Here is a 19,668-nt window from a genome sequence, read left to right on the forward strand (position 1 = left end):
GCGGCGCGGAAAGGCAACGCGATGCGATGCGCTGCGGGCCGCTCTGTCGATTGCGGTGCCTCCTGGACGACTGCCTGAATTGACTGCGCGCGAGGTGGCATAGCAACGCGTCCCGCTTGCGAGCCGGCGCACGGCGTTCAGGCGGAGTGCCTTCCATCGGCCCCTCGACCCCGTCTTCAACCGTGCCTTCAGTCGTGCCTTCAGTCGTGCCTTGCGGGCGGCTCCGCGCGAGTCCCGGCGTTGCTCGTTGAATCTCTCCCCGCAGCAGCAACCGCAACCGCATCATCACGCGCGATACCCAGCAATTCGCGCGGCGTCACACCCGACAGACGCCCCATCCAGTGCGCCATATGACTCTGATGCGCGAAGCCGCTCTCCAGCGCAATCCGGCTCGCGCTGAGCCGCCCTTGCAGCAGCAATGTCCGCGCACGCTCCACTCTTCGCTGCACCACGTAGCGATGCACCGGCACGCCAAGCGTCTCGCGAAAGAGCGCCTTGAAATGCGGCACGCTCAGTTGTGCGTGGGCGGCGAGTTCGTCGAGCGTCAGACGCTGGTCGAGATGCGCGTCGATAAATTCGATCACCCGCGCGGCCGTGCGCGGCGCGAGCGTGCCGCGTCGCTTGCCGGCCGGCAGCTCGCCGCTCACCAGCCGGACCAGCATCGCGGTGCACAGACTTTCCGCGTACAGCGGATCGGAGGCGTCGTCCGCTTCGAGTTCCGCGCGCAGCGCCCACGCGAGATGCTGAAAGCGCGGATCGCGCATCTGGAAGCGCAGCCGCAGTTGCGCGTCGGCCGGCTTCAGCGCCAGTTGCTCGACGGTCCGTCGCGCGAAATCCTCGGCGAACCAGACACTGAAGATCGTGCAGGCGGCGTCATCGTTCCATTGGCCCGCGAGCCCGGCGGGAATCACGTCGGCGTCGCCGTGCGCCTGGATTCGCGTGAGACGGCGCGCGTCGCACAGGCAGCGTGCGTTGACCGGCGCGCCGACGTGCACGCCGACGCGATGATGGCGAATCGCCGGCAGCCGATGCAAACCGGCCGACACGCTGAGCAGCTCCGCGCCGAAGCCTTGCCAGCCAAGCGTCCTGCTCGAGCGCATCGCGATGCGTGAACCGCTGTGCGGTGCGAGCGTGGAAATCGGGGTGACGGCGTTCATCGCGATTCTCCTGAATGAGCCTGACTGAGCTGCTGCACGACGGCGGGATGACGGCGGGATTCGTGCATTGTGCGGGGTTTTCGGCGGCTTTGCCGAGGCTACGAAATTCCGCACTGTGCGTGCCTGCCGTCGCTGCAATTCGTGCCGGAGGTCGCACACACCGCCGTATGGCGTCATCGGATCATCCGATTCTGCGCAACGCCATCCGGATCCGCGCGCTTTGTCCGCGCCGCGCCCCTACGATGAAGCCATTCGATCCCCTGCAAGGAGCGCAACGTGTTCGTCATTTTCGGAGCAACCGGCCAGGTCGGCCGCGCGAGTGCGACGGCCCTACGACGCGCGGGCCACCCGGTTCGCGCAGTGCTGCACGACGGAGGGCAAACCGCCGCGCCAGCCGAGGCGCTCGCGGCCATCGGCTGCGAGATCGCGCACGCCGACTTGAACGACGCGGCAGCGGTCGCACGCGCGATCGACGGCGCGCACGCGGTGCAGTGGCTCTGCCCGGTGCCGCGCGCACACGACGATCCGGCCGCCGCGATGCGCCACACGATCGACGCGGGCGTCGCCGCCTTTCGCGCGGCGCCGCCGCCACGCCTGCTCGCACTGTCCGACTACGGCGCCGAACACGCCGACGGCACCGGCATCACGACGCGGTTCCACTACCTCGAAACACGCTTGTGCGGCGTCCCGGCATCGCTGACGTTTCTACGCGCGGCCGAGCACATGCACAACTGGGCGCGTGTGCTGCCCGTCGCGCTGGAGCGCGGCGTGTTGCCGAGTCTGCATCATCCGCTCGACAAGCGTTTCCCGACCGTCGCCGCACGGGACGTCGGCGAGCTTGCGGCCGCGTTGCTGCTCGATGCCGAACCGGCGCGGGCGACCCCGCGCATCGTCAGTATCGAAGCGGAACAACGCGTGAGTGCGCTCGACGTCGCGCGCACGCTGGCCGATCTGTCCGGGCGACCGGTCGCCGCCCACGCCGTGCCGCGCGATCAATGGAGCGCTGTACTACGCGGCGCCGGGCTCGGCGAGCGACACGCGCAGCTGATCGTCGATCTGTACGACGCGCACAACGCGGGACGCATCGACGTCGAAGCGAACGCCAGCGAGCGACGCTTCGGCGTCACGAGGTTGGAAGAGGTATTGGGTGCGCTGTTGTCGCGTACGGCGGGCGCCGAGGCGGCGACGCGGAACGTGCACTGATTCGTGTGCCGCGCAGATGCTTCGGCATCACGACGCGGGAAGAGGTATTGGGCGCACTGCTGCCGCGTACTGCGGGCGCCGGGGCGATGGCGCGATAACGCAAAACGTGCGCTGATCCGTATCGCGCGCAGGTAGACGGCGCGAACGGCAAGTGGCGTTCACGTGAGCCGGCGTTCGTACGAACCGTGTGACAAGCCCTCACAGGCTCGATCAACTCAATCCGGGAGAAACAGCATGCAAACCTGCCCGCTGCGGCGTACTTTCACCCGCGTCGAAACCCAAGTCGACGCGCGGCCCTGCACGGCTCGCCGAAGCTGGCGAACCAGCCGAGTCGCGTCGGCATCTCACTCTCAACCGATGCCGCTCACGCACGCAAGCCCGCTCGCGCAACGCGGGCTGTCTATCGCAACGGCGCTTGCGAGCCTGCTCGGCTGGCACGCGCTGGCGAACCTGCTCGACGCGATCCCCGACAGCAACGACGACTTCAACCTGTTCTGAGTGTCGGACAGGCCCCGGTCGCCGATCAGCTGTTACTCGTTCTCGTCGAAGTAATGCCCGAACTTGACCTGCTTCGTGCGGATATAACGCTCGTTTTCCTCGCGCGTCGGGATCGCAAGCGCGACGCGCTCGCACACCGGAATACCATGCTTCGACAGCGTATGGAATTTCTCCGGATTGTTGCTCATCAGCCGCACCGACGTGACCTTCAGCGTGCGCAGAATGCCCGCGGCCGAATCGTATTCGCGCGAATCGTCGGGTAGACCGAGATCGAGATTGGCCTCGACGGTGTCGCGCCCCTGCTCCTGCAGCGCATATGCGCGAATCTTGTTCGACAGGCCGATGCCGCGCCCTTCGTGCCCGCGCAGATACAGCAGCACGCCGCAGCCTTCGGCCGCGATGTAGCGCAGCGCCAGATCGAGCTGCTCGCCGCAGTCGCAACGATAGGAGCCGAGCACGTCGCCGGTGAGGCACTCCGAATGCAGGCGCGTCAGCACGGACGACTGATTGGCGACATCGCCCATCACGAGCGCGAGATGTTCGGCGCCGCTGTCGACCACGCGAAACACATAGGAAGTGAACGTGCCGTAGCGCGTGGGAAGCGTGGCGGTGGCGTCGAGAACGACGCATTCGCCGGTGACGGCGCCCTCCGCTGCGGGCGATGAATCCTGAGACGTGAGCATGGCGTTAAACAATGGTGCTGACATGAACCCGGTCGAGCCGGGGTTAAGGTGTGGACTGCGAGTTTACCGCTAATCCGCATGCCGCACGCGGATGCCCCTTCGCGAGCGCGGGAAGCGGGTCGAAGAAGCGGGCCGAAGAAGCGGTACGGTAAGCACCACGGGCAACAGCGGCCAACGGTGATCGACGGTGATCGACTGTTGTCGACGAGGCAAACCCGAGCGCGGCGAACCAGGCGGCAACACGCTCCCGCGTGAACCACCCGACGGTACGGCAGGCAACGCTCACGCGCCCGCCAGGCGCACCCAGCGCGCATCGGATGGACCGCCCCAGGTATTCCCGGTGTACCGCGGACACACGTCGCGCCTATACTGCAATGGCCTGTCCCTCACGACAGTACGCCGCGTCGGCGTACTGCACTGCGAAACGGAGCCGCTCCATGACAAGCGTTGCACAGCTTCTTAAAACAAAACCGAACCCCGCCGGCGTCTACACGATCGGCGCCGACGATTCCGTCTACGAGGCGATCCGGCTGATGGCCGAAAAGGGCATCGGTGCACTGGTAGTGACCGACGGCGACAGCATCGCCGGCATCGTGACGGAGCGCGACTATGCACGCAAGGTGGTGCTGATGGACCGCTCGTCGAAGGCAACGCCGGTGCGCGACATCATGAGCAAGGCCGTGCGCTTCGTGCGTCCCGACCAGACGACCGAAGACTGCATGGCGCTGATGACAGAGCGGCGCATGCGGCATTTGCCGGTCATCGAAAACGAACGGCTGATCGGCATGGTGTCGATTGGGGACCTCGTGAAGAACATCATCGCGGAGCAGCAATTCACGATTCAGCAGCTCGAGTTCTACATTCACGGCGAACGGCCTTGACACGGAAATAGCGTCTGGCCGGGCGCCGCGCCTCGATCCTTCAAGCGTCATTCACGGAACCGACGCAAAAAAAGCCCAAACTTCCTGGAGCTTGGGCCAAGCCACCTTGCGGCAGCGGAGGTTCCTTCAAACGGGAACACAGCGCGCGCACGAATCGCCTGCATTGCGGATGCAGCGGTGCGTCGCGTTAGGTTGAAACCTCGGTGAACTGAAGCGGTGTGCGCCGTCGAGCGCGGCCCACACCGTCTGATGTTGCATGGATAGCGGAGCGGTCGCTCATGCGACTATTCAAGCGTCGACTCATGCGCCCACATCGGCGCTCGACGCATCACGCTCACGCTCGAATCGCGCGCTTTTCTTCTCTCGACTCAATCGCGCTATCGACAGGGCCAGTGCCAGGATCAGCCATTCCGGCAGACCCGTTCACGGCCCCCACCCGCCATCACCCTTCGATCAGTTACCGAAATACACGCCGTGCGCACCGCCCATCGGCTGGGTCGTGATCGCGCCCGCCTGCGACGAGCCGCTCATCGGCGCGCCATAACCGCTGGTGTCGGCAACCGGCTGGGTTTGCGCGACGCTCGGGTTCTGCGCCTGAACGCGTTGTTCGGCGGCTTGCACATCGGCCGGATAGTTCGGATCGTTCGAGACCGACGGGTTATAGCCCGCCTGCTCCAGCTGGATCAACTGGTTGCGCACGTCCGCGCGGGTCGCGGGCTGCTCGCTCGACTGCGCAAACGACACGACCGGTGCGGCGAGAACGGCGGCAATAGCGACTGCCTTGATCAGCGATTTCATGATGACTTACCTCCAATCTGGTTTTATGTGCATCGCGAGCCACTCTGGTGTGGAGCGATTGGATTCAGTCTAGTCAGCCGATCCCCAAGGGAAAAACCTTAATTTCGAGATAGATAATTGTTCTCATCGCAATAATGCACAGCGATTCGCGCGGATCGATTTTCGATGCATCGATTTCGCGGTAACAATTGTTGGCTTCATAAGTCTTGCGTCTGATGTTTCCGCAATACATCTGATCTGAGAAAGTTTTGCCACGATAAGCGCGCCAGCGGCAGAAATCGACGTGCGTGCGCGCCCGTGCTTTCATGCGTCCGCGCGCGGCATCAGCAACAGCTTGCGCGGCCCGCTGACGAACGCGCTGCCCGGCTCGAAAAATCGCAACGGCCGATCCATTTCGCGCGATAGCCCGATACGCGTCGTCACGCCGATCGGTGCGTCGCCGGCTTCGATCGCGCCGATCCACAATCCGCGGCCGGTACAGAGGTCGCGGCCGTCGAACGATTGACCGATGCCGAACGCCACCGTCAACCGGCCGGGTCCGCGCGCGAGATCGCGCAGCGGCACGCCGGGGCGACGCGCTTCCATCAGCGCCAGGCCTTCGAGCGGCTCGATCGCGCGCAGCAGAATGCCGGCGCCGACCTCCTCCGCTTCGGACGACATGTTCAGCATGTACGACACGCCATAGGTCAGGCGCACATATGCATGGCCACGCGCAAGAAACATCGAGCCGTTGTACGGACGGCGGCCCAGGTACGCATGGCTCGTCGAATCGCCGAGCGGATACGCCTCGGTCTCGACGATGCGTCCGCTGATGCGCCCTTCGGGCAGATCGTGCACGAGGTATTTACCGACCATGAAGCGCGCGAGTTCGACGGTATCGATCGGCAGATCGTCGCGGCGCAGAAGACGGATCGGAAGCGGTTCGTTTCGCATGCGTTGGGATGTCCTGAAACAGAGGAAGCCGGAAAGCACTGAGCTGAAAGCACCGAGGCCGTCAAGCATGAGACCAACATCGGTCAACGGTCCAGTGCGCGACGCGGCGCCGAACATCTCGCCCCCACCACGCGCCCCTCACACTCGCACGCCGATACCATCGCCAGAGCGGCCTATGCGTTGTACCGACGCCTCATTTTCTACGCCCACCACATCAACGTGGCACTAATTGTTATATTGTGTGTCTCCGGCCGGCTACACGGCCGTTTGCACGTCCGGACCCGCGCGTCGAGCGCAACCCCGGACGGCATTCCGGCCAAAAAATATTCGCACGGCTGCTGTACCTGTTCCATTCAGATCGAATCCCGCTGTACCCGCTGGTGTAACTAGCGTCCCCGCCTGGGGACAGACGTACCTACGACAACAGGAGAAGTTGAATGAAAGCAATCAAGATGATCGGCGGCGCGCTCGTCGTGCTCGCGTCCCTCAACGCTTACGCGCAGAACGACGCAGCTTCGGCCGCAGCGCCCGCAGCCGCTGCGGCATCGGCACCGACCGCCAAGCAAACGGCCAAGCAGAACCGTGCGGCCAACCGCGCACTGTCGCGCAAGGTTCGCGGCGTGCTCGCACGCACCAAGGGCCTGACGGTCGGCAACATCACCGTGCGCGCACGCGACGGCGCGATCACGCTGGCCGGCTCGGTGCCGGAAGCAGCGCAGATCGAACTCGCGACGACGGCCGCCCAAGGCGTGCCGGGCGTCACGTCGGTGCGCAACGCGCTGACGATCCGCGCAATCGGTCAGTAATTGAAGTTGCAGTAACGCAGCACACTGGCGCCGATGCCGGGAGCAACGCATCGGCGCGAGTTTACGATTCCACGAATCGTTCGATTCACACGTGGCATCCGGGCGATAGTTCGAACACCCTTAAGCCGCGATTTTCAGCCCTTCAGGGACCACGTCTTCGGGACTGCGATACGCACAAGCGCCCGCTCCGGCCAGCTTCCCCTCAGCCCCACTCAGCGTTCAGCCCCACCGCAATCCCCGCAGTAACCCCGCCCGCCGCCTCACTCTTCCCAATGCTCGACGATCCAGTCGCGGAACAGATTCAGTTTCTGCTGCTGCGCGACCGCATCCGGATACACGAAGTAGTAACGCCCGCCGGTCTTCAGCACCGTCTCGAACGGCCGCACGAGACGCCGCGCGGCCACATCTTCGTCGATCAAGGCGAGATCGCTGATCGCGACGCCGAAGCCCTGCGCCGCGGCGTTGGTCGCCATGTCGAGCGTATCGAAGCTCGGGCCGAGCTCCGCGTCGATCGCGCCGGCGCCCGCCGCATCCGTTTCCGCCGCTTTCGCGAGCCACATTTTCCAGTCGCGATGATCGCGCGTCGGATGCAGCAGCGTATGGCGCGCGAGGTCGGCCACCTGGGCGAGCGGCTTGTCCTTCAGCAGCTCGGGCGTGCAGACCGGCGTCAGATGTTCCTCGAACAGCGACACCGCCTGCACATCGGCCCCGGGCGACGAACCGTAGATGATCGCGGCGTCGAACGGCTCGCTCTGAAAGTCGACGTCGTGCTGCGAGGTCGTCGTGATCTGCACGTGCAGGTCGGGATATTCGGACTGGAAGCGCATGATCTTCGGCAGCATCCAGCGCATCACGCAGGTCGGCACCTTGAGCGCGAGATCGGTGCGCTGCCGGGTCAGCCGCAGCGACATTTCCTCGATGCACCCGAAGCTTTCCTTGACGACCGGCAGCAGCATTTCGCCTTCGGCGGTTAGCGTCAGCCCCTTCGCGTGACGCTTGAACAGCGGAAACTGATAGTAGTCTTCGAGCGCGATGATCTGCCGGCTGACCGCGCCTTGCGTCAGGCACAGGTGGTCGGCGGCACGCGTGAAGCTGCGATGACGCGCGACGGTCTCGAAAATCTGCAGCGCGTTGAGCGGCGGAAGGCGTCGCATCGGCATATCCAGGATCAGAAAAAATCATTGCGCGGTCGTGGCGGCGCCCGTGGCCACCACGACCGCTTTACCCATTGGGAACGACAGGATACGCGATCGACGGCATCCGCACGAAGGGGGTCGTCGCCGGGATCGCATGCATTCGGCTCATGACGTGCGGGGAAACGCGCCCGTTGCGCCGGCATCGCACCAGCACGGTGCAGAAAAACGCTGCCCGTCGCACCAGAACCGAGCTTTTCTCATGGCTCGGCCCTCGTCGGCTCGACCGTCGAAAGATGGGCGTTAACCCGTATCAGCTTCTCTCTCAAGCTTCCTGGCGCGCCCTCCAAACCTGCACCGCCGCTTCCACGAGCCCCGAGCCATGAGCATATGTCATGCGGCCCATGCGCATATTTCGATTGTTGCGGGATTTTGGCAAACCTACAGTGCATCGACGCGCATTCGCCGCCCGGCATCGCCTCGGCCCCAGGCCGCTTCAGCCACTTCGCTTCAGCCACTTGAATAACGACGCTTTTCGACAGAGGAAGAGATCATGAACCAGCGCCCCGCTCTCCAACCGACCCGTGGCGCCCGCCCGCGTCGCGTGTTCGCCACGCTCGCCGCGACGCTCGCGATGAGCGCGCTCGGCGCGTTGTGCGCGCTGCCGTCGAGCGCGCATGCGGACGCGCTCGACAACATCGCGAAGTCGGGCACGGTGCGCATCGGCGTGTTCGAGGACTACCCGCCGTTCGGCTCGATCGGCCCGGACATGAAGCCGGTCGGCTACGACATCGACGTCGCGAACCTGATCGGCAAGGCGCTGAACGCGAAGGTCGAACTCGTACCGGTCACCGGCGACAACCGCATGGCCTACCTCGCCGACCACAAAACCGACATGCTGCTGTCGGTCGGCCAGACGCCCGAACGCGAAAAAGTGATCGACTTCTCGCAGCCGTACGCGCCGTACTCCCTCACGGTGTTCGGCCCGAAGTCGCTGCCGGTGAAGAACGCCGCCGACCTCGCCGGCAAGTCGATCTCGGTCGCGCGCGGCACGCTCGAGGACCTGAGCGTGACGAAAATCGCGCCGCCATCCGCGAACATCAAACGTTTCGACGATCCGAACGGCGCAATTTCGGCGTTCCTTTCTGGTCAGGTACAGTTGATGGTGGTCGGCAACGACGTCGGCGCGACGATTCTCGCGCGCCACCCGGCCAACGATCCGGAGCAGAAGTTCTCGCTGTTCAGCTCGCCCGATCACGTCGGCCTGAACAAGAACGAGCCGCGCCTGAAAGCAAAGGTCGACGAAACGATTGCCAAGGCCCGCAAGGACGGCACGATGAACGCGATCTCGCAGAAGTGGCTGCGCGCCCCGCTGCCGGCCGATCTTTGACACGGCCTGCGTGAACCGCCAACGACCACGCGGCAACCCGATCCCACGATGAGCACGAAGCCATGACTTACGCGTTCGATTTCAGCGGCTTCGGCCTTTATGCGGACATGCTCGTGCGCGGCGCCGCCGTGACCCTCGGGCTCACGGCCGTTTCGACGCTGCTCGGCGGACTCGTCGGCATCGCCGGCGCGAGCGTCGCGGCGGCCGGGCCGAAGTGGGCGCGCTGGCTGGTCGCGGGTTACGTCGAGCTGATCCGCAATACGCCGTTTCTGCTGCAGTTGTTCTTCGTGTTCTTCGGCCTGCCGAGCCTCGGCATTCATATCGACGAAGTGCAGGCCGCAATTCTCGCGATGACCGTCAATCTCGGCGCGTACGCAATCGAGATCGTGCGCGCCGGCATCGATTCGATTCCGCGCGGCCAGTTGCAGGCCGCGCAGGCGCTCGGTCTGCACGGGCGCCAGATATTCCGCCACGTAGTGCTGCCGCAGGCGCTCGCCAACGTGTTTCCGGCGCTGCTCGGCCAGGTGCTGATCGTGATGCTCGGCTCGGCCGTGGTATCGCAGATCTCGGTGCCCGACCTGACCTACGCGGCGAACTTCATCCAGTCGCGTAACTTCCGCTCGTTCGAGAGCTACCTGATCATCACCGCGACCTATCTGCTGATGTCGATCGTGCTGCGGCAATTGCTGAACCGCTTCGGTCGCGGTCTGTTCGCGGGCCGCGCGGCTCGCGGCCAGGGCAGCGGCAACAACAACGACAGCGGCAGCGATCGCCTGCCGCGCAACTGGCGCAGTCGCCTGCTGTGGCGCGGCGCGCGTACCCTGCCGACGGAGCGCTGATCATGGTCGAATTCACGCTGTGGGACATTGCCCTCAATCTGCTGCTCGCCGCGCGCTGGACCGTGCTGCTGTCGGCGATCGCGTTCGTCGGCGGCGGCCTCGTCGGACTCGTTCTGCTTGCGCTGCGCGTGTCGCCGATCGCGTGGCTGCGGCGCATCGTCGTGCTGTACGTCGAGGTGTTTCAGGGCACGCCGCTGCTGATGCAGCTGTTTCTCACCTTCTTCGGCCTGCCATTGCTCGGCGTCGACGTGTCGCCGTGGACCGCGGCCGCGGTCACGCTGACGCTCTATACGAGCGCGTATCTGGTCGACATCTGGCGCGGCTGCGTCGAGGCAGTGCCGCGCGGCCAGTGGGCGGCGGGCGCGAGTCTCGGCATGACGTTCGCTCAGCAGTTGCGCTACATCATTTGGCCGCAGGCGCTGAAGATCGCCGTCGCGCCGACGATCGGTTTTCTGGTACAGGTCGTCAAGAGCACCGCGCTCGCGTCGATCATCGGCTTCACCGAACTGACGAAGACCGGCACGATGATCACGAACGCCGCGTTCCGGCCGTTTCCGATTTACGGCATGGTCGCGATGATCTACTTCGCGATGTGCTTCCCGCTGACGTGGTATGCGCGGGTGCTGGAGAAGCGGCAGAAGGTCGGGCAGCATCGTTGAAGGGCGGCGGCGGTCTGGCGAGATTGCCTTCGTAGCCCGGATAAGAAAAAGCGGCAACCGTGCGCATCGCAGGGTTGCCGCTTTTGCGTTTCGACGCAGGTTGGCGGAGAGAGTTACCGCGCGGCCCGCGTCGACTGCCTCAGCTTCGCGACCTCCGCCGCGCCCACCGCCGGCGCGCCGTTGTTCCAGCCCGCGCGCACGAAGCTCAGCACGTCGGCGATCTGCTGGTCGTCGAGCACGGCCGCGAAGCCCGGCATCGGGAACGGCGACGGCACGCCGTTGATCACCAGATCCTCGGTGCCGTTCAGCGTCACGTTGATCAGCGACGACGGATCCTTCGCGAGCAGGTTCGGATTGCCGGCGAGCGGCGCGAGCATCGGCGCGAAACCGCGTCCGTCGACACCGTGACAATGCATGCAATACGCGGTGTAGACGCGCGCGCCGGCATCGTTCGCGGGACGATCGAGCGAGACTTTGGTCGCCTGCGGATCGTACGTATAAGGCGACGCGCCGTTGCCGCCCGCCGGCGCCAACGACTTCAGATAGGCCGAAACCGCCGCGACGTCGGCGTCGCTCATATGCTGCGTGCTGTTGTTGATCACGCTCGTCATCGAGCCGAACGCCGACGCATGGCGATTCGCGCCGGTCTTCAGGAACGCGCGCAGATCCTCGTCGCTCCAGCGGCCCAGACCCGCGTTGTGCTCGCCGGTCAGGTTCGACGCGAACCAACCGTCGAGCAGCGCGCCGCTCAGGAACGCGCTGCCGCTTTCGTCGAGCGCGCTTTCCTGAAACGCGACGCCGCGCGGCGTGTGGCACGAGCCGCAGTGGCCGAGCCCCTGCGCCAGGTACGCGCCGCGATTCCACGCGGCGTCCTTGCCCGGCTTGTCGCGATACGCGGTCTTGTCGAGGAACGCCATGTTCCAGAACTTGAGCGGCCAGCGCATGTTCAGTGGCCACTTGATGTCCGTCTCGCGATTGGCCTGCTGCACCGGGTCGACGCCGTGCATGAAGAACGCGTAGAGCGCTTTCACGTCGGCGTCGTTGACCTTCGCGTAGGACGGATACGGCATCGCCGGATACAGGTTGTGGCCGTCTTTCGCGACGCCCTCGCGCAACGCCCGCGCGAAGTCCGCTTCCGTGTAGCCGCCGATGCCGGTCTGCGTGTCGGGCGTGATGTTGGTCGTGTAGATGCGGCCCATCGGCGTGTTCATCGGCAGACCGCCGGCGAACGGCTTGCCTTTCGGCGCGGTGTGGCAGGCCGCGCAATCGCCGAGCTGCGCGAGATAGGCGCCGCGCTGCACGAGCGCCGGATCGGCCGCCGAACTGGCGGCGGCATGAGCCGGTGCCGGCGCGACGAGTGTGACCGCCGCAACCGCAGCAACCGCCGCGACCGCCGTGGCGGATCCAAACAACGGCAACGCGGCACGCAATGCGGTACGCGGCAACGCGCCGAAACCCTTCAGAGTGATATTCATATCGGGCTCCCTTGCGTCACGCGCTGTGCAGTTGACGGCCGACCGGCAACTGCCGCAGCCGCGTACCGGTGGCCGCGTAGATCGCGTTGGTCAACGCGGGCGCGAGCGCAGCTGTGCCCGGTTCGCCGATGCCGCCGGGCGCTTCGCCGCTCTTCACCAGATGCACGTCGATCGGCGGCGTCTGGTTCAGCCGCAGCATCCGGTAGTCGGTGAAGTTGTTCTGCTCGACCCGGCCGTCCTTGATCGTGATCTCGCTATAGAGCGCCGCCGTGATACCGAAGATGATGCCGCCCTGCACCTGCGCCTCGATCGTGTTCGGGTTCACGTACATCCCGCAATCGACCGCGCAGTTCACCCGCTTGACCGTCACCTCGCCCTGCTCGACCGCGACTTCCAGCACGATCGCGAAGAAGCTGCCGAACGCGTGCATCACCGACACGCCGCGCCCCTGTCCCTTCGGCAACGGCTTGCCCCAATCGCTCGCCTGCACCGCCACGTTCAGCACGTTCAGCGCGCGCGGCGATTTGCCGAGCAGGCCGCGGCGGTATTGGACCGGATCGATCTTCGCATGCGTGGCCAGTTCGTCGATGAAGCTCTCGACCACGAAGGTGCCGCGCGTCGGGCCGACGCCGCGCCAGAACGCGGTCGGCACCGCGTGCGGCTCGACCCGCACATAGTCGACCAGCTGATTCGGCAGGTCGTACGGCAGATCGGCGGCGACTTCCACCGCGTCCGGATCGAGCCCGTGCTGGAACGCGGGCGGCGCGAAGCGCGCCATGATCGACGAACCGGCGATGCGATGCTGCCACGCCACCGGTTTGCCGTTCGCGTCGAGCCCCGCCGAGATCGTGTCGTAGTAGTACGGCCTGTACATGTCGTGCTGGATGTCTTCCTCGCGCGTCCACACCACCTTGACCGGCGTGCTCACCTGTTTGGCGACCTTCACGGCCTGCGTGACCATGTCGGTTTCGAGCCGTCGACCGAACCCGCCGCCGATCAGATGGTTGTGCACGATGATCCTGTCGGCCGGCAGACCGGTGAGCGCGACCGCCGCATCGACGACGCGCGTCGGCACCTGCGAGCCGAGCCAGATTTCGCACGCGTCGGCGCGCACGTGCACCGTGGCGTTGACCGGCTCCATCGTCGCGTGTGCGAGGAACGGCTGCTGATAGACCGCGTCGACGCGCGTCTTCGCATCGCCGAACGCGCGGCCGACGTCGCCTTCCTTGCGCGCGACCGCGCCGTTGTGCTTCGACGCGGCGGCCAGATCGTCGACGATCCGCTGCATCGACACCTGTGCGCCCGCGCCCTCGTTCCACTTGACGTCGAGCGCCTGCAGCCCGCGCTTCGCGGCCCACGTGTGATCGCCGATCACCGCGACCGCGTTGTCGAGTTTGATGATTTCGCGCACGCCCGGAATCGTCTTCGCATGCGTGTCGTCGACGCTCGCGAGCGTGCCGCCGAACACCGGGCAATTGGCGATCGCCGCGTAGACCATGCCGGGCAACCGCACGTCGAGACCGAACAGCGCGGTGCCGTCGACCTTCTCCGGCGAATCGAGACGCTTGGCCGGCGTGCCGATCAGCTTGAAGTCCTTCGGGTCCTTCAGCGGCACGTTCTGCGGCACCGGCAACCCGGCGGCGGCCTGCGCGAGCTGACCGTAGCTCGCGCTGCGATTGCTGGCCGCGTGAATCACCTGCCCGGCCTGCGCGTGGCAACTGGCCGGGTCGACCTGCCATTGCTGCGCGGCCGCGTTGACGAGCATCACGCGCGCGGTCGCGCCGGCGCGGCGCATCGGCTCCCACGCGAAGCGGATCGAGGTCGAGCCGCCGGTCAGTTGACCACCGAGCAGCGGGTCCTTGAAGAGCTTTTCGTTGGGCGGCGCGTGATCGAGCGTGACCGTGTCGAGCGGCACTTCGAGCTCTTCGGCGATCAGCATCGGAATCGACGTGTAGACGCCCTGGCCCATCTCGACCTTCGGGATCACCAGCGTGACCTTGCCCGTGGTGTCGATCTGGATGAACGCGTTCGGCGCGAACACGCCGCTTTGCGGCGCCTCGTTCGCATCGCCGCCGATCACGCTCTTGCCCGCCTTCTGATCCTGGCTCGCGGCCGGCACGCTGAAGCCGAGCAGCAGACCGCCGCCGGCCGCGGCGCCGACCGTCACGCCGAATTTGAGGAAACCGCGTCGCGATATGCCGCGAGCGGACCGGGGGTTGGCATCCGACGGCTGCGCGCCGTTCTGTGCATCGAGCAATCCCTGGGACATGTCAGGCCCCCTTCGCGGCGTGCTTGATGGCCGCGCGGATGCGATGGTAAGTGCCACAGCGGCAGATGTTGCCGGCCATCGCGGCGTCGATGTCGGCGTCGCTCGGATTCGGATTGCGCGCGAGCAGCGAAGCCGCCGACATCACCTGCCCGGACTGACAGTAGCCGCATTGCACGACGTCGAGTTCGCGCCAGGCCTGCTGCACTTTCTGACCGGTGGGCGTCGCGCCGACCGCTTCGATCGTAACGATTTTTCTGTCGCCGACCGCCGCCGCAGGGAATACGCACGAGCGCACCGCGACGCCATCGAGATGCACGGTGCAGGCGCCGCACTGCGCGATACCGCAACCGAACTTGGTGCCAGTCAGGCCGACGAGATCGCGCAGCACCCACAGCAGGGGCATGTCGGGTGGCGCATCGACGGTATGGGTTTCGCCGTTGATATTGAAGGTTGTCATGAGCGGCTCCGGGGGGCTGTTATTGTGGGTCCACGGTTTGGATCACGGCGTCGCACCAGACCACGCAAATCTGGCGCCTTTGTTCGGCCGGTCGCGCTAATGCGCGCTGCAAGGCGGCCTGAAAGACGACGGACGTCGCTAGCAAACCGGATGATTGTAGTCGTCGCGAAAAAAGTTCGCTCCGGAGCCGCACGGCCGTTCGGTTGCGCGCGGGACACGATGCGCATCGCATGAATCGATGCTGCTCGCAAGCGCGAATCCCGCCGCGACGGGCGATATATTCCATGCATCGCAACGCGATGAAACGCGCGGCGAATCGATGCGTTACCATCGACGCATCCCCCCGTCAGCGTGATGGACGCGCGCCGGGCATCGCATGGCGCCATGTTGCTGCAGATGGCGCTTCATCATGTTGCGATGCGCGAGCGCGTCGAATCACTTCAACCGCAGGAGCCGTCGATGAACGACCCGCAATGCACTCAATTCCTATCCGATATTCGCCGACCGTTGCTCGCGCTGCACAAGGCGATTCTCGATCACGAACGCGTGGCGTATGAAAAGGAGTTCGGCCCGGTGACGCCGGCGGCGTTCCTGCAGGTGCTGATCAACGGCTCGGGGTTTCGCTGGCTCACGCCGCTGTCGACGGTGATTGCGAGCGTCGACGAAATTCTCGACGACACCGAAGCCGAGCCCGCCGATCGTCGCGCGACCGCCGAGGGTGTGGTCGGCCTGTTTTCGGCCGATCAGCCGAACAACAGTTTCCTGCCGCGTTATCTGCCGCTGTTGCAGGCCGATCCGGCGATCCTGCATTACCACGGCGAAGTGGCGCGACTGCTGCGCGGCGTGCAGGCGACGTAGGTGCGATTGCGCTGGCTTATCGCGCTCGTGCTTATGCTCGTGCTCCCGTATGTTCTCACCGTTGAATAGCGGTTGCGGGTTCTGGATGTGCGGTCGATCGGCGAGCGCTTTATCGCGTACGGTCGATAAAGGCGCGGTGAGCCGTCCGTTTTACTTCGTCGCGACGACACGAATAGCCCCTGTTTGAAGGGGCTTCGTAGCAGATTCGTAAGAATATGGGTGCGCGACGTCAGGTCCCAATCGTTCGGACGAACATGCGGATGCATGCTTCGATCCAATTACCTGGCTTTGCTGAATAAAACTGAGGTGAGCTTTTGCGGGATGCGTGTGCGCGAGGTTTTCGCCGTCGCGCGTCATTGCACGATATTGCGCGGCTTACATCGCGCCGCACGAAAAGCGCGCCGCGAGTGCTTGCCGCCGCGGCGCGGGATCGACAGCCGAATCGATGCGGACCTGACAGCGCTCCACTCAACCGCGCCCTTGCGACAGATACGGCATCGGATCGACCGGCTTGCCGTCGCGCCGCAACTCGAAACCGACGGATACGCGCGAGTTGCTTTCGTCGCCCATCTCGGCGATCTGCTGTCCCCTGCGCACGACGTCGCCCATCTTGACCAGCAGCTTGCGGTTATGCGAGTACGCGGTCAGAAAGTCCTTGTTGTGCTGCACGATGATCAGGCTGCCGTAGCTATTGAGTCCGGTGCCCGCGTACATCACCTTGCCGTCGGCCGCGGCGCGCACCGGATCGCCCGCCTTGCCGCCGATCTCGATGCCGCGCGTTTCGCCCGGCTGGAACGCTTCGACGACGCTGCCTGTCGCGGGCCATGCGAGTGTCACGCTGCTCGCATGCCGGCGGGTTTCCTGCGTGACCTGACGAGTCTCGGCGGCATCGGCAACTGGTGTTGTGGATTGCGTCGAGGTTTGTGTTGAGGCTTGTGTTGCGGTTTGCGTCGCAAGCTGCGCCGACACCTGCGTGGCGGCTTGCGCCTTCGCTGCTGCCGCCGCCGCATTCGCCTGCCTGACTGCCCGCACCGTTTCCGGCGACGCGACGTGCAGCACCTGCCCCGGCTTCAGCCGCGCCGATGCCTTCAGCCCGTTCCATGCCTGCAACTGCTTGACGCTGCAGTGATGATGCTGCGCGACGCGCGCGAGCGTGTCGCCGCGCCTGACGCGATAAACGAGCGGCGGCGCTTTCTTCAGCGACGCGGTGTCGTCGGTGTCCATCGTCAACGGCGCGGCGTTCGCCATCGGGCCGACGCCGGCCGCCGCATTTGCCCCATTCGCCGCCATCGCGCCGGATGCCGCCGACGCGGAGGCCGCGCCGTTCTGCGCGTTCTGCTGCCCGACGTTCGCACAACCGCTCACCGCCAACGCCACCCACACGCCGGCGACACTGGCCACTATCGTTCTGTCGAAACGTTTTCTCATGCTGTTCGACTCCTGCTTTATGGATGCGCGAGCCGGATGCCGCGATGTCGCGGGTCCCGTGCGCGGTCTTGCGCCGCGCGAGCGTTCCCACGACACGGCGAGGCCACCTTGTATGGCGCTCATCCCGCTCATCCGTTACCCGGGCGACCCCTCTCCGGTCTTTCGCGTAGCGCGTCGAGGTTCGCTGTCCCGTGCATTAAAACGGCACAACAACCTGACAACGTCGGCGAAAAGATCGGATCGCGACTAGACCGCCGATCAAAAATGCTGGCGGGATTGTAAAGTGCCTTTTAATAAAAACGCGTCGCTTCACACACTCTGATACACATATATCGGCTTGTAACGGTTTTTCCTTTAGGCTCAACGACATGCAGTGCATTCTGAAACAAATTTAGCCGTTCAAATCGCGCGTTGCGCGGCCATATAAATCAAGGAGTTACAGAGAAGTTCGGAACGGGGAAATTGTCGAAATTAGTGCGGGCGGCCGGGAATGACATGCCAGCCGCCAGGTCGACGAGGCTCCGCTCAAAAGAAAAAAGCCCGCATCTGCGGGCCTTTTTCGGGAAGCTCACTACTTAAGCAGCCTTCAACCGGGTGTTCGGAGAAATCGCATCCTGCTTCGTTGCAGAAGACCGCCAACGGTTCAGTTTCGTGCCGCGTCGCCCCGGCGCTTTGTCCCGTAGTCCCGCCATAGCCTCACGATCGCCACGTAAGCCACTGCCGACACGAACAGTGCAATAGGCACCCAAACCCAAAAATACAAATCTTCTGGGTCACGGATGCCTAGCCAGCGCGAAGCACGCCACCACATCACCGATTGGCTTTCCGGCATCGGCCACGGATAAGTGTGGACATAGCGCAAGGCGAGATAGAACAGGCCGCAAAACAACGTGACCTTGAACAGCCTACGGGCAAGTGTTGCCATACGTGATGACCTCAATGGTTCCGTATGCCTGAAGCCCTGAGTGGCGGGCGGGAATGGTCACCGTGTGCAGCAGCGAGTTGCGGATTCTCATGAAATCGGTATGGCTTGGCAGGGTGATACAGCCGAGCGAAATACCCTGCCCGCCTGCTGGATGCAATCGGAACTGCCCGCGCTTGACACCATTAATCCATGTCCAATCATCAATCGCACCATCGTCACGATAGAGCGCGAACCACTCACGGTGATTCGATGGCTTGCCGAACATTGAGTTGTAAGTGTCCTTCGCCCACGCATAAGCCTGCGAGCCCGCGCCCCCCGTGGGACGATCCACAATCCAGTATTTACCGGCAGGAATCGGACCATCGTTAGGCACCATCGTGCAGCCACCACGATTGCGATACTGATGGTCACCTGAAAACGCGTTGAACGTGCCGATGCCATTGATGGTGAGTGGTGAGAGCGGCGTGTTGTTCACCAGAAATTTTCCCGTATAAGCCATATATCACGCCCCCGTTTCACCGCGCTCATTCCGCGAGTCGGTGTATTTGATATTGCCATCGAGGTAATGCCACGTTATGCGGTCATACATCATGGAGACCGGTTCAACGTGATTGAGTGCAGATGCCTGCGCGAGTTTCGTGTTTGTCATGTCGGGATTTATGCCACAAATCTTCACGCCTTCGAGCGTCATCACGAAATATGACTTTCCTTTTTTCTCGGCAGACCGCAGCGTTCGACGCTTCGCCACGGCTTTATAAAGATAAGGGGTTGCCGAATCAAACTCCTTTTCGAACGACACGGGCGAGTGCGAACGCGCACCTGTGATCTTGCCGTTGACCGCATCAACAGGGAGATTTACATCGTGGCCTCTTTGATCCACATATATGCAGGAATTGGCATTCCTTTAACGCTCTCTTGTAATTGATGCCATTCGCATATTCTCAATATTATTCAGTCTAGCTACGCAATTTGAGAATAGCCTCGCTTTTTACATGAGTCCCACATAATCGTGCAAGCACGATGCGACGCCATTTTGTCCATTTGCCCGGCATCTGACAGTCCTTTGAAAAATCGGTGGAAATGGGAACGTTTATCGGGTGACGCCAAGAAAATCCATCATCGCTCCTGCATTGCGCTGAGCGATGTCGTGGTAGCCGTTGTTGAACAGGACATGCGTGCGCGTCGCGCCCGTACGCACGTCGATTGCTGTCGGCAGCCGGTTCAGGTCCGGCACGCTGGGCAGTATCAGCACGTCGGGAAATGTAATTAACGGTAT

Annotated in this window: 22 protein-coding genes; 8 read left to right on the plus strand and 14 right to left on the minus strand. The window is 64.1% G+C overall.

Translation table 11 applies throughout. The features are described 5' to 3' along the window. Window positions 1-200: 200 nt before the first annotated feature. Window positions 201-1,157, minus strand: a complete 957-nt coding sequence (locus HHL14_RS04190) for an AraC family transcriptional regulator (RefSeq protein WP_169496325.1) — start codon at window positions 1,155-1,157, stop codon at window positions 201-203. Window positions 1,158-1,433: 276 nt separating this feature from the next. On the opposite strand from HHL14_RS04190, the gene HHL14_RS04195 reads away from it, so the two are divergent. Together HHL14_RS04195 and HHL14_RS04200 are read left to right on the plus strand one after the other, a co-directional pair. Continuing rightward, on the plus strand, window positions 1,434-2,360 hold the full coding sequence (locus tag HHL14_RS04195) for an NmrA family NAD(P)-binding protein (RefSeq protein ID WP_169496326.1): 927 nt from the start codon (window positions 1,434-1,436) through the stop codon (window positions 2,358-2,360). A gap of 357 nt (window positions 2,361-2,717) precedes the next feature. Beyond that, window positions 2,718-2,858 carry a hypothetical protein gene (locus tag HHL14_RS04200; protein WP_169496327.1) on the plus strand — a complete coding sequence of 47 codons (141 nt, stop codon included), beginning with the start codon at window positions 2,718-2,720 and terminating at the stop codon, window positions 2,856-2,858. Window positions 2,859-2,890: 32 nt separating this feature from the next. Here the strand turns inward: HHL14_RS04200 and ribA are convergent, their stop codons facing one another. Further along, window positions 2,891-3,541, minus strand: coding sequence for a GTP cyclohydrolase II (ribA, locus tag HHL14_RS04205; protein WP_169496821.1), 651 nt, complete (start codon window positions 3,539-3,541; stop codon window positions 2,891-2,893). Between the two features lie 437 nt (window positions 3,542-3,978). Here ribA and HHL14_RS04210 point away from each other — a divergent pair, with 437 nt between their 5' ends. Continuing rightward, window positions 3,979-4,422, plus strand: coding sequence for a CBS domain-containing protein (locus HHL14_RS04210; RefSeq protein WP_169496328.1), 444 nt, complete (start codon window positions 3,979-3,981; stop codon window positions 4,420-4,422). 453 nt (window positions 4,423-4,875) lie between these two features. Here the strand turns inward: HHL14_RS04210 and HHL14_RS04215 are convergent, their stop codons facing one another. The 3 genes from HHL14_RS04215 to HHL14_RS04225 all read right to left on the minus strand — a co-directional run bounded on the left by HHL14_RS04215 (window position 4,876) and on the right by HHL14_RS04225 (window position 6,153). Then, entirely contained in the window at window positions 4,876-5,220 is a 345-nt protein-coding gene (locus tag HHL14_RS04215) for a DUF4148 domain-containing protein (RefSeq protein ID WP_169496329.1), read from the minus strand. Between the two features lie 73 nt (window positions 5,221-5,293). Then, a complete protein-coding gene (locus HHL14_RS04220) occupies window positions 5,294-5,527 on the minus strand; it encodes a hypothetical protein (protein WP_169496330.1) in 234 nt (77 codons plus the stop codon). Further along, window positions 5,524-6,153, minus strand: coding sequence for a DNA-3-methyladenine glycosylase (locus tag HHL14_RS04225; RefSeq protein WP_169496331.1), 630 nt, complete (start codon window positions 6,151-6,153; stop codon window positions 5,524-5,526). Before HHL14_RS04225 ends, HHL14_RS04220 begins: the two co-directional genes overlap by 4 nt. Window positions 6,154-6,590: 437 nt before the next feature. On the opposite strand from HHL14_RS04225, the gene HHL14_RS04230 reads away from it, so the two are divergent. After that, the gene (locus HHL14_RS04230; RefSeq protein ID WP_169496332.1) at window positions 6,591-6,959 is read left to right on the plus strand and encodes a BON domain-containing protein; all 369 of its coding nucleotides are present in this window, start codon (window positions 6,591-6,593) and stop codon (window positions 6,957-6,959) included. A gap of 260 nt (window positions 6,960-7,219) precedes the next feature. Here HHL14_RS04230 and HHL14_RS04235 read toward each other — a convergent pair whose 3' ends face one another. After that, window positions 7,220-8,113 (minus strand): LysR substrate-binding domain-containing protein, encoded by an 894-nt coding sequence (locus HHL14_RS04235; RefSeq protein ID WP_169496333.1) that lies wholly within the window; start codon window positions 8,111-8,113, stop codon window positions 7,220-7,222. A gap of 532 nt (window positions 8,114-8,645) precedes the next feature. On the opposite strand from HHL14_RS04235, the gene HHL14_RS04240 reads away from it, so the two are divergent. The 3 genes from HHL14_RS04240 (at window position 8,646) to HHL14_RS04250 (ending at window position 10,980) form a co-directional block, all read left to right on the plus strand. Next, entirely contained in the window at window positions 8,646-9,482 is an 837-nt protein-coding gene (locus HHL14_RS04240) for a transporter substrate-binding domain-containing protein (RefSeq protein WP_169496334.1), read from the plus strand. Between the two features lie 62 nt (window positions 9,483-9,544). Continuing rightward, window positions 9,545-10,321 carry an amino acid ABC transporter permease gene (locus HHL14_RS04245; RefSeq protein WP_169496335.1) on the plus strand — a complete coding sequence of 259 codons (777 nt, stop codon included), beginning with the start codon at window positions 9,545-9,547 and terminating at the stop codon, window positions 10,319-10,321. Between the two features lie 2 nt (window positions 10,322-10,323). Beyond that, the gene (locus tag HHL14_RS04250) at window positions 10,324-10,980 is read left to right on the plus strand and encodes an amino acid ABC transporter permease (protein WP_169496336.1); all 657 of its coding nucleotides are present in this window, start codon (window positions 10,324-10,326) and stop codon (window positions 10,978-10,980) included. 113 nt (window positions 10,981-11,093) lie between these two features. Here HHL14_RS04250 and HHL14_RS04255 read toward each other — a convergent pair whose 3' ends face one another. Genes HHL14_RS04255 through HHL14_RS04265 form a run of 3 tightly spaced genes read right to left on the minus strand, consistent with a single transcriptional unit; the run spans window position 11,094 to window position 15,181 of the window. Then, entirely contained in the window at window positions 11,094-12,455 is a 1,362-nt protein-coding gene (locus tag HHL14_RS04255; protein ID WP_169496337.1) for a c-type cytochrome, read from the minus strand. A gap of 16 nt (window positions 12,456-12,471) precedes the next feature. Further along, entirely contained in the window at window positions 12,472-14,724 is a 2,253-nt protein-coding gene (locus tag HHL14_RS04260) for a xanthine dehydrogenase family protein molybdopterin-binding subunit (RefSeq protein ID WP_169496338.1), read from the minus strand. 1 nt (window position 14,725) lies between these two features. Continuing rightward, a complete protein-coding gene (locus HHL14_RS04265) occupies window positions 14,726-15,181 on the minus strand; it encodes a (2Fe-2S)-binding protein (RefSeq protein ID WP_169496339.1) in 456 nt (151 codons plus the stop codon). Window positions 15,182-15,640: 459 nt separating this feature from the next. On the opposite strand from HHL14_RS04265, the gene HHL14_RS04270 reads away from it, so the two are divergent. Next, the gene (locus tag HHL14_RS04270; protein WP_169496340.1) at window positions 15,641-16,039 is read left to right on the plus strand and encodes a hypothetical protein; all 399 of its coding nucleotides are present in this window, start codon (window positions 15,641-15,643) and stop codon (window positions 16,037-16,039) included. A 468-nt stretch (window positions 16,040-16,507) separates the two neighbouring features. Here the strand turns inward: HHL14_RS04270 and HHL14_RS04275 are convergent, their stop codons facing one another. The 5 genes from HHL14_RS04275 to HHL14_RS04295 all read right to left on the minus strand — a co-directional run bounded on the left by HHL14_RS04275 (window position 16,508) and on the right by HHL14_RS04295 (window position 19,626). Beyond that, entirely contained in the window at window positions 16,508-17,467 is a 960-nt protein-coding gene (locus HHL14_RS04275; protein WP_169496341.1) for a peptidoglycan DD-metalloendopeptidase family protein, read from the minus strand. Window positions 17,468-18,110: 643 nt separating this feature from the next. Next, entirely contained in the window at window positions 18,111-18,392 is a 282-nt protein-coding gene (locus HHL14_RS04280) for a hypothetical protein (RefSeq protein WP_169496342.1), read from the minus strand. Beyond that, window positions 18,373-18,891: a DUF2778 domain-containing protein gene (locus HHL14_RS04285; protein ID WP_169496343.1), complete on the minus strand. Its 519-nt coding sequence runs from the start codon at window positions 18,889-18,891 to the stop codon at window positions 18,373-18,375. The genes HHL14_RS04280 and HHL14_RS04285 overlap by 20 nt, the downstream gene beginning before the upstream one ends. Window positions 18,892-18,894: 3 nt before the next feature. After that, entirely contained in the window at window positions 18,895-19,272 is a 378-nt protein-coding gene (gene tssD, locus HHL14_RS04290; RefSeq protein WP_329601607.1) for a type VI secretion system tube protein TssD, read from the minus strand. Window positions 19,273-19,482: 210 nt separating this feature from the next. Next, window positions 19,483-19,626 carry a hypothetical protein gene (locus HHL14_RS04295; protein WP_169496344.1) on the minus strand — a complete coding sequence of 48 codons (144 nt, stop codon included), beginning with the start codon at window positions 19,624-19,626 and terminating at the stop codon, window positions 19,483-19,485. Window positions 19,627-19,668 lie beyond the last annotated feature (42 nt).

It is taken from the genome of Paraburkholderia antibiotica (assembly GCF_012927125.1).
GTDB classification, from domain to species: domain Bacteria; phylum Pseudomonadota; class Gammaproteobacteria; order Burkholderiales; family Burkholderiaceae; genus Paraburkholderia; species Paraburkholderia antibiotica.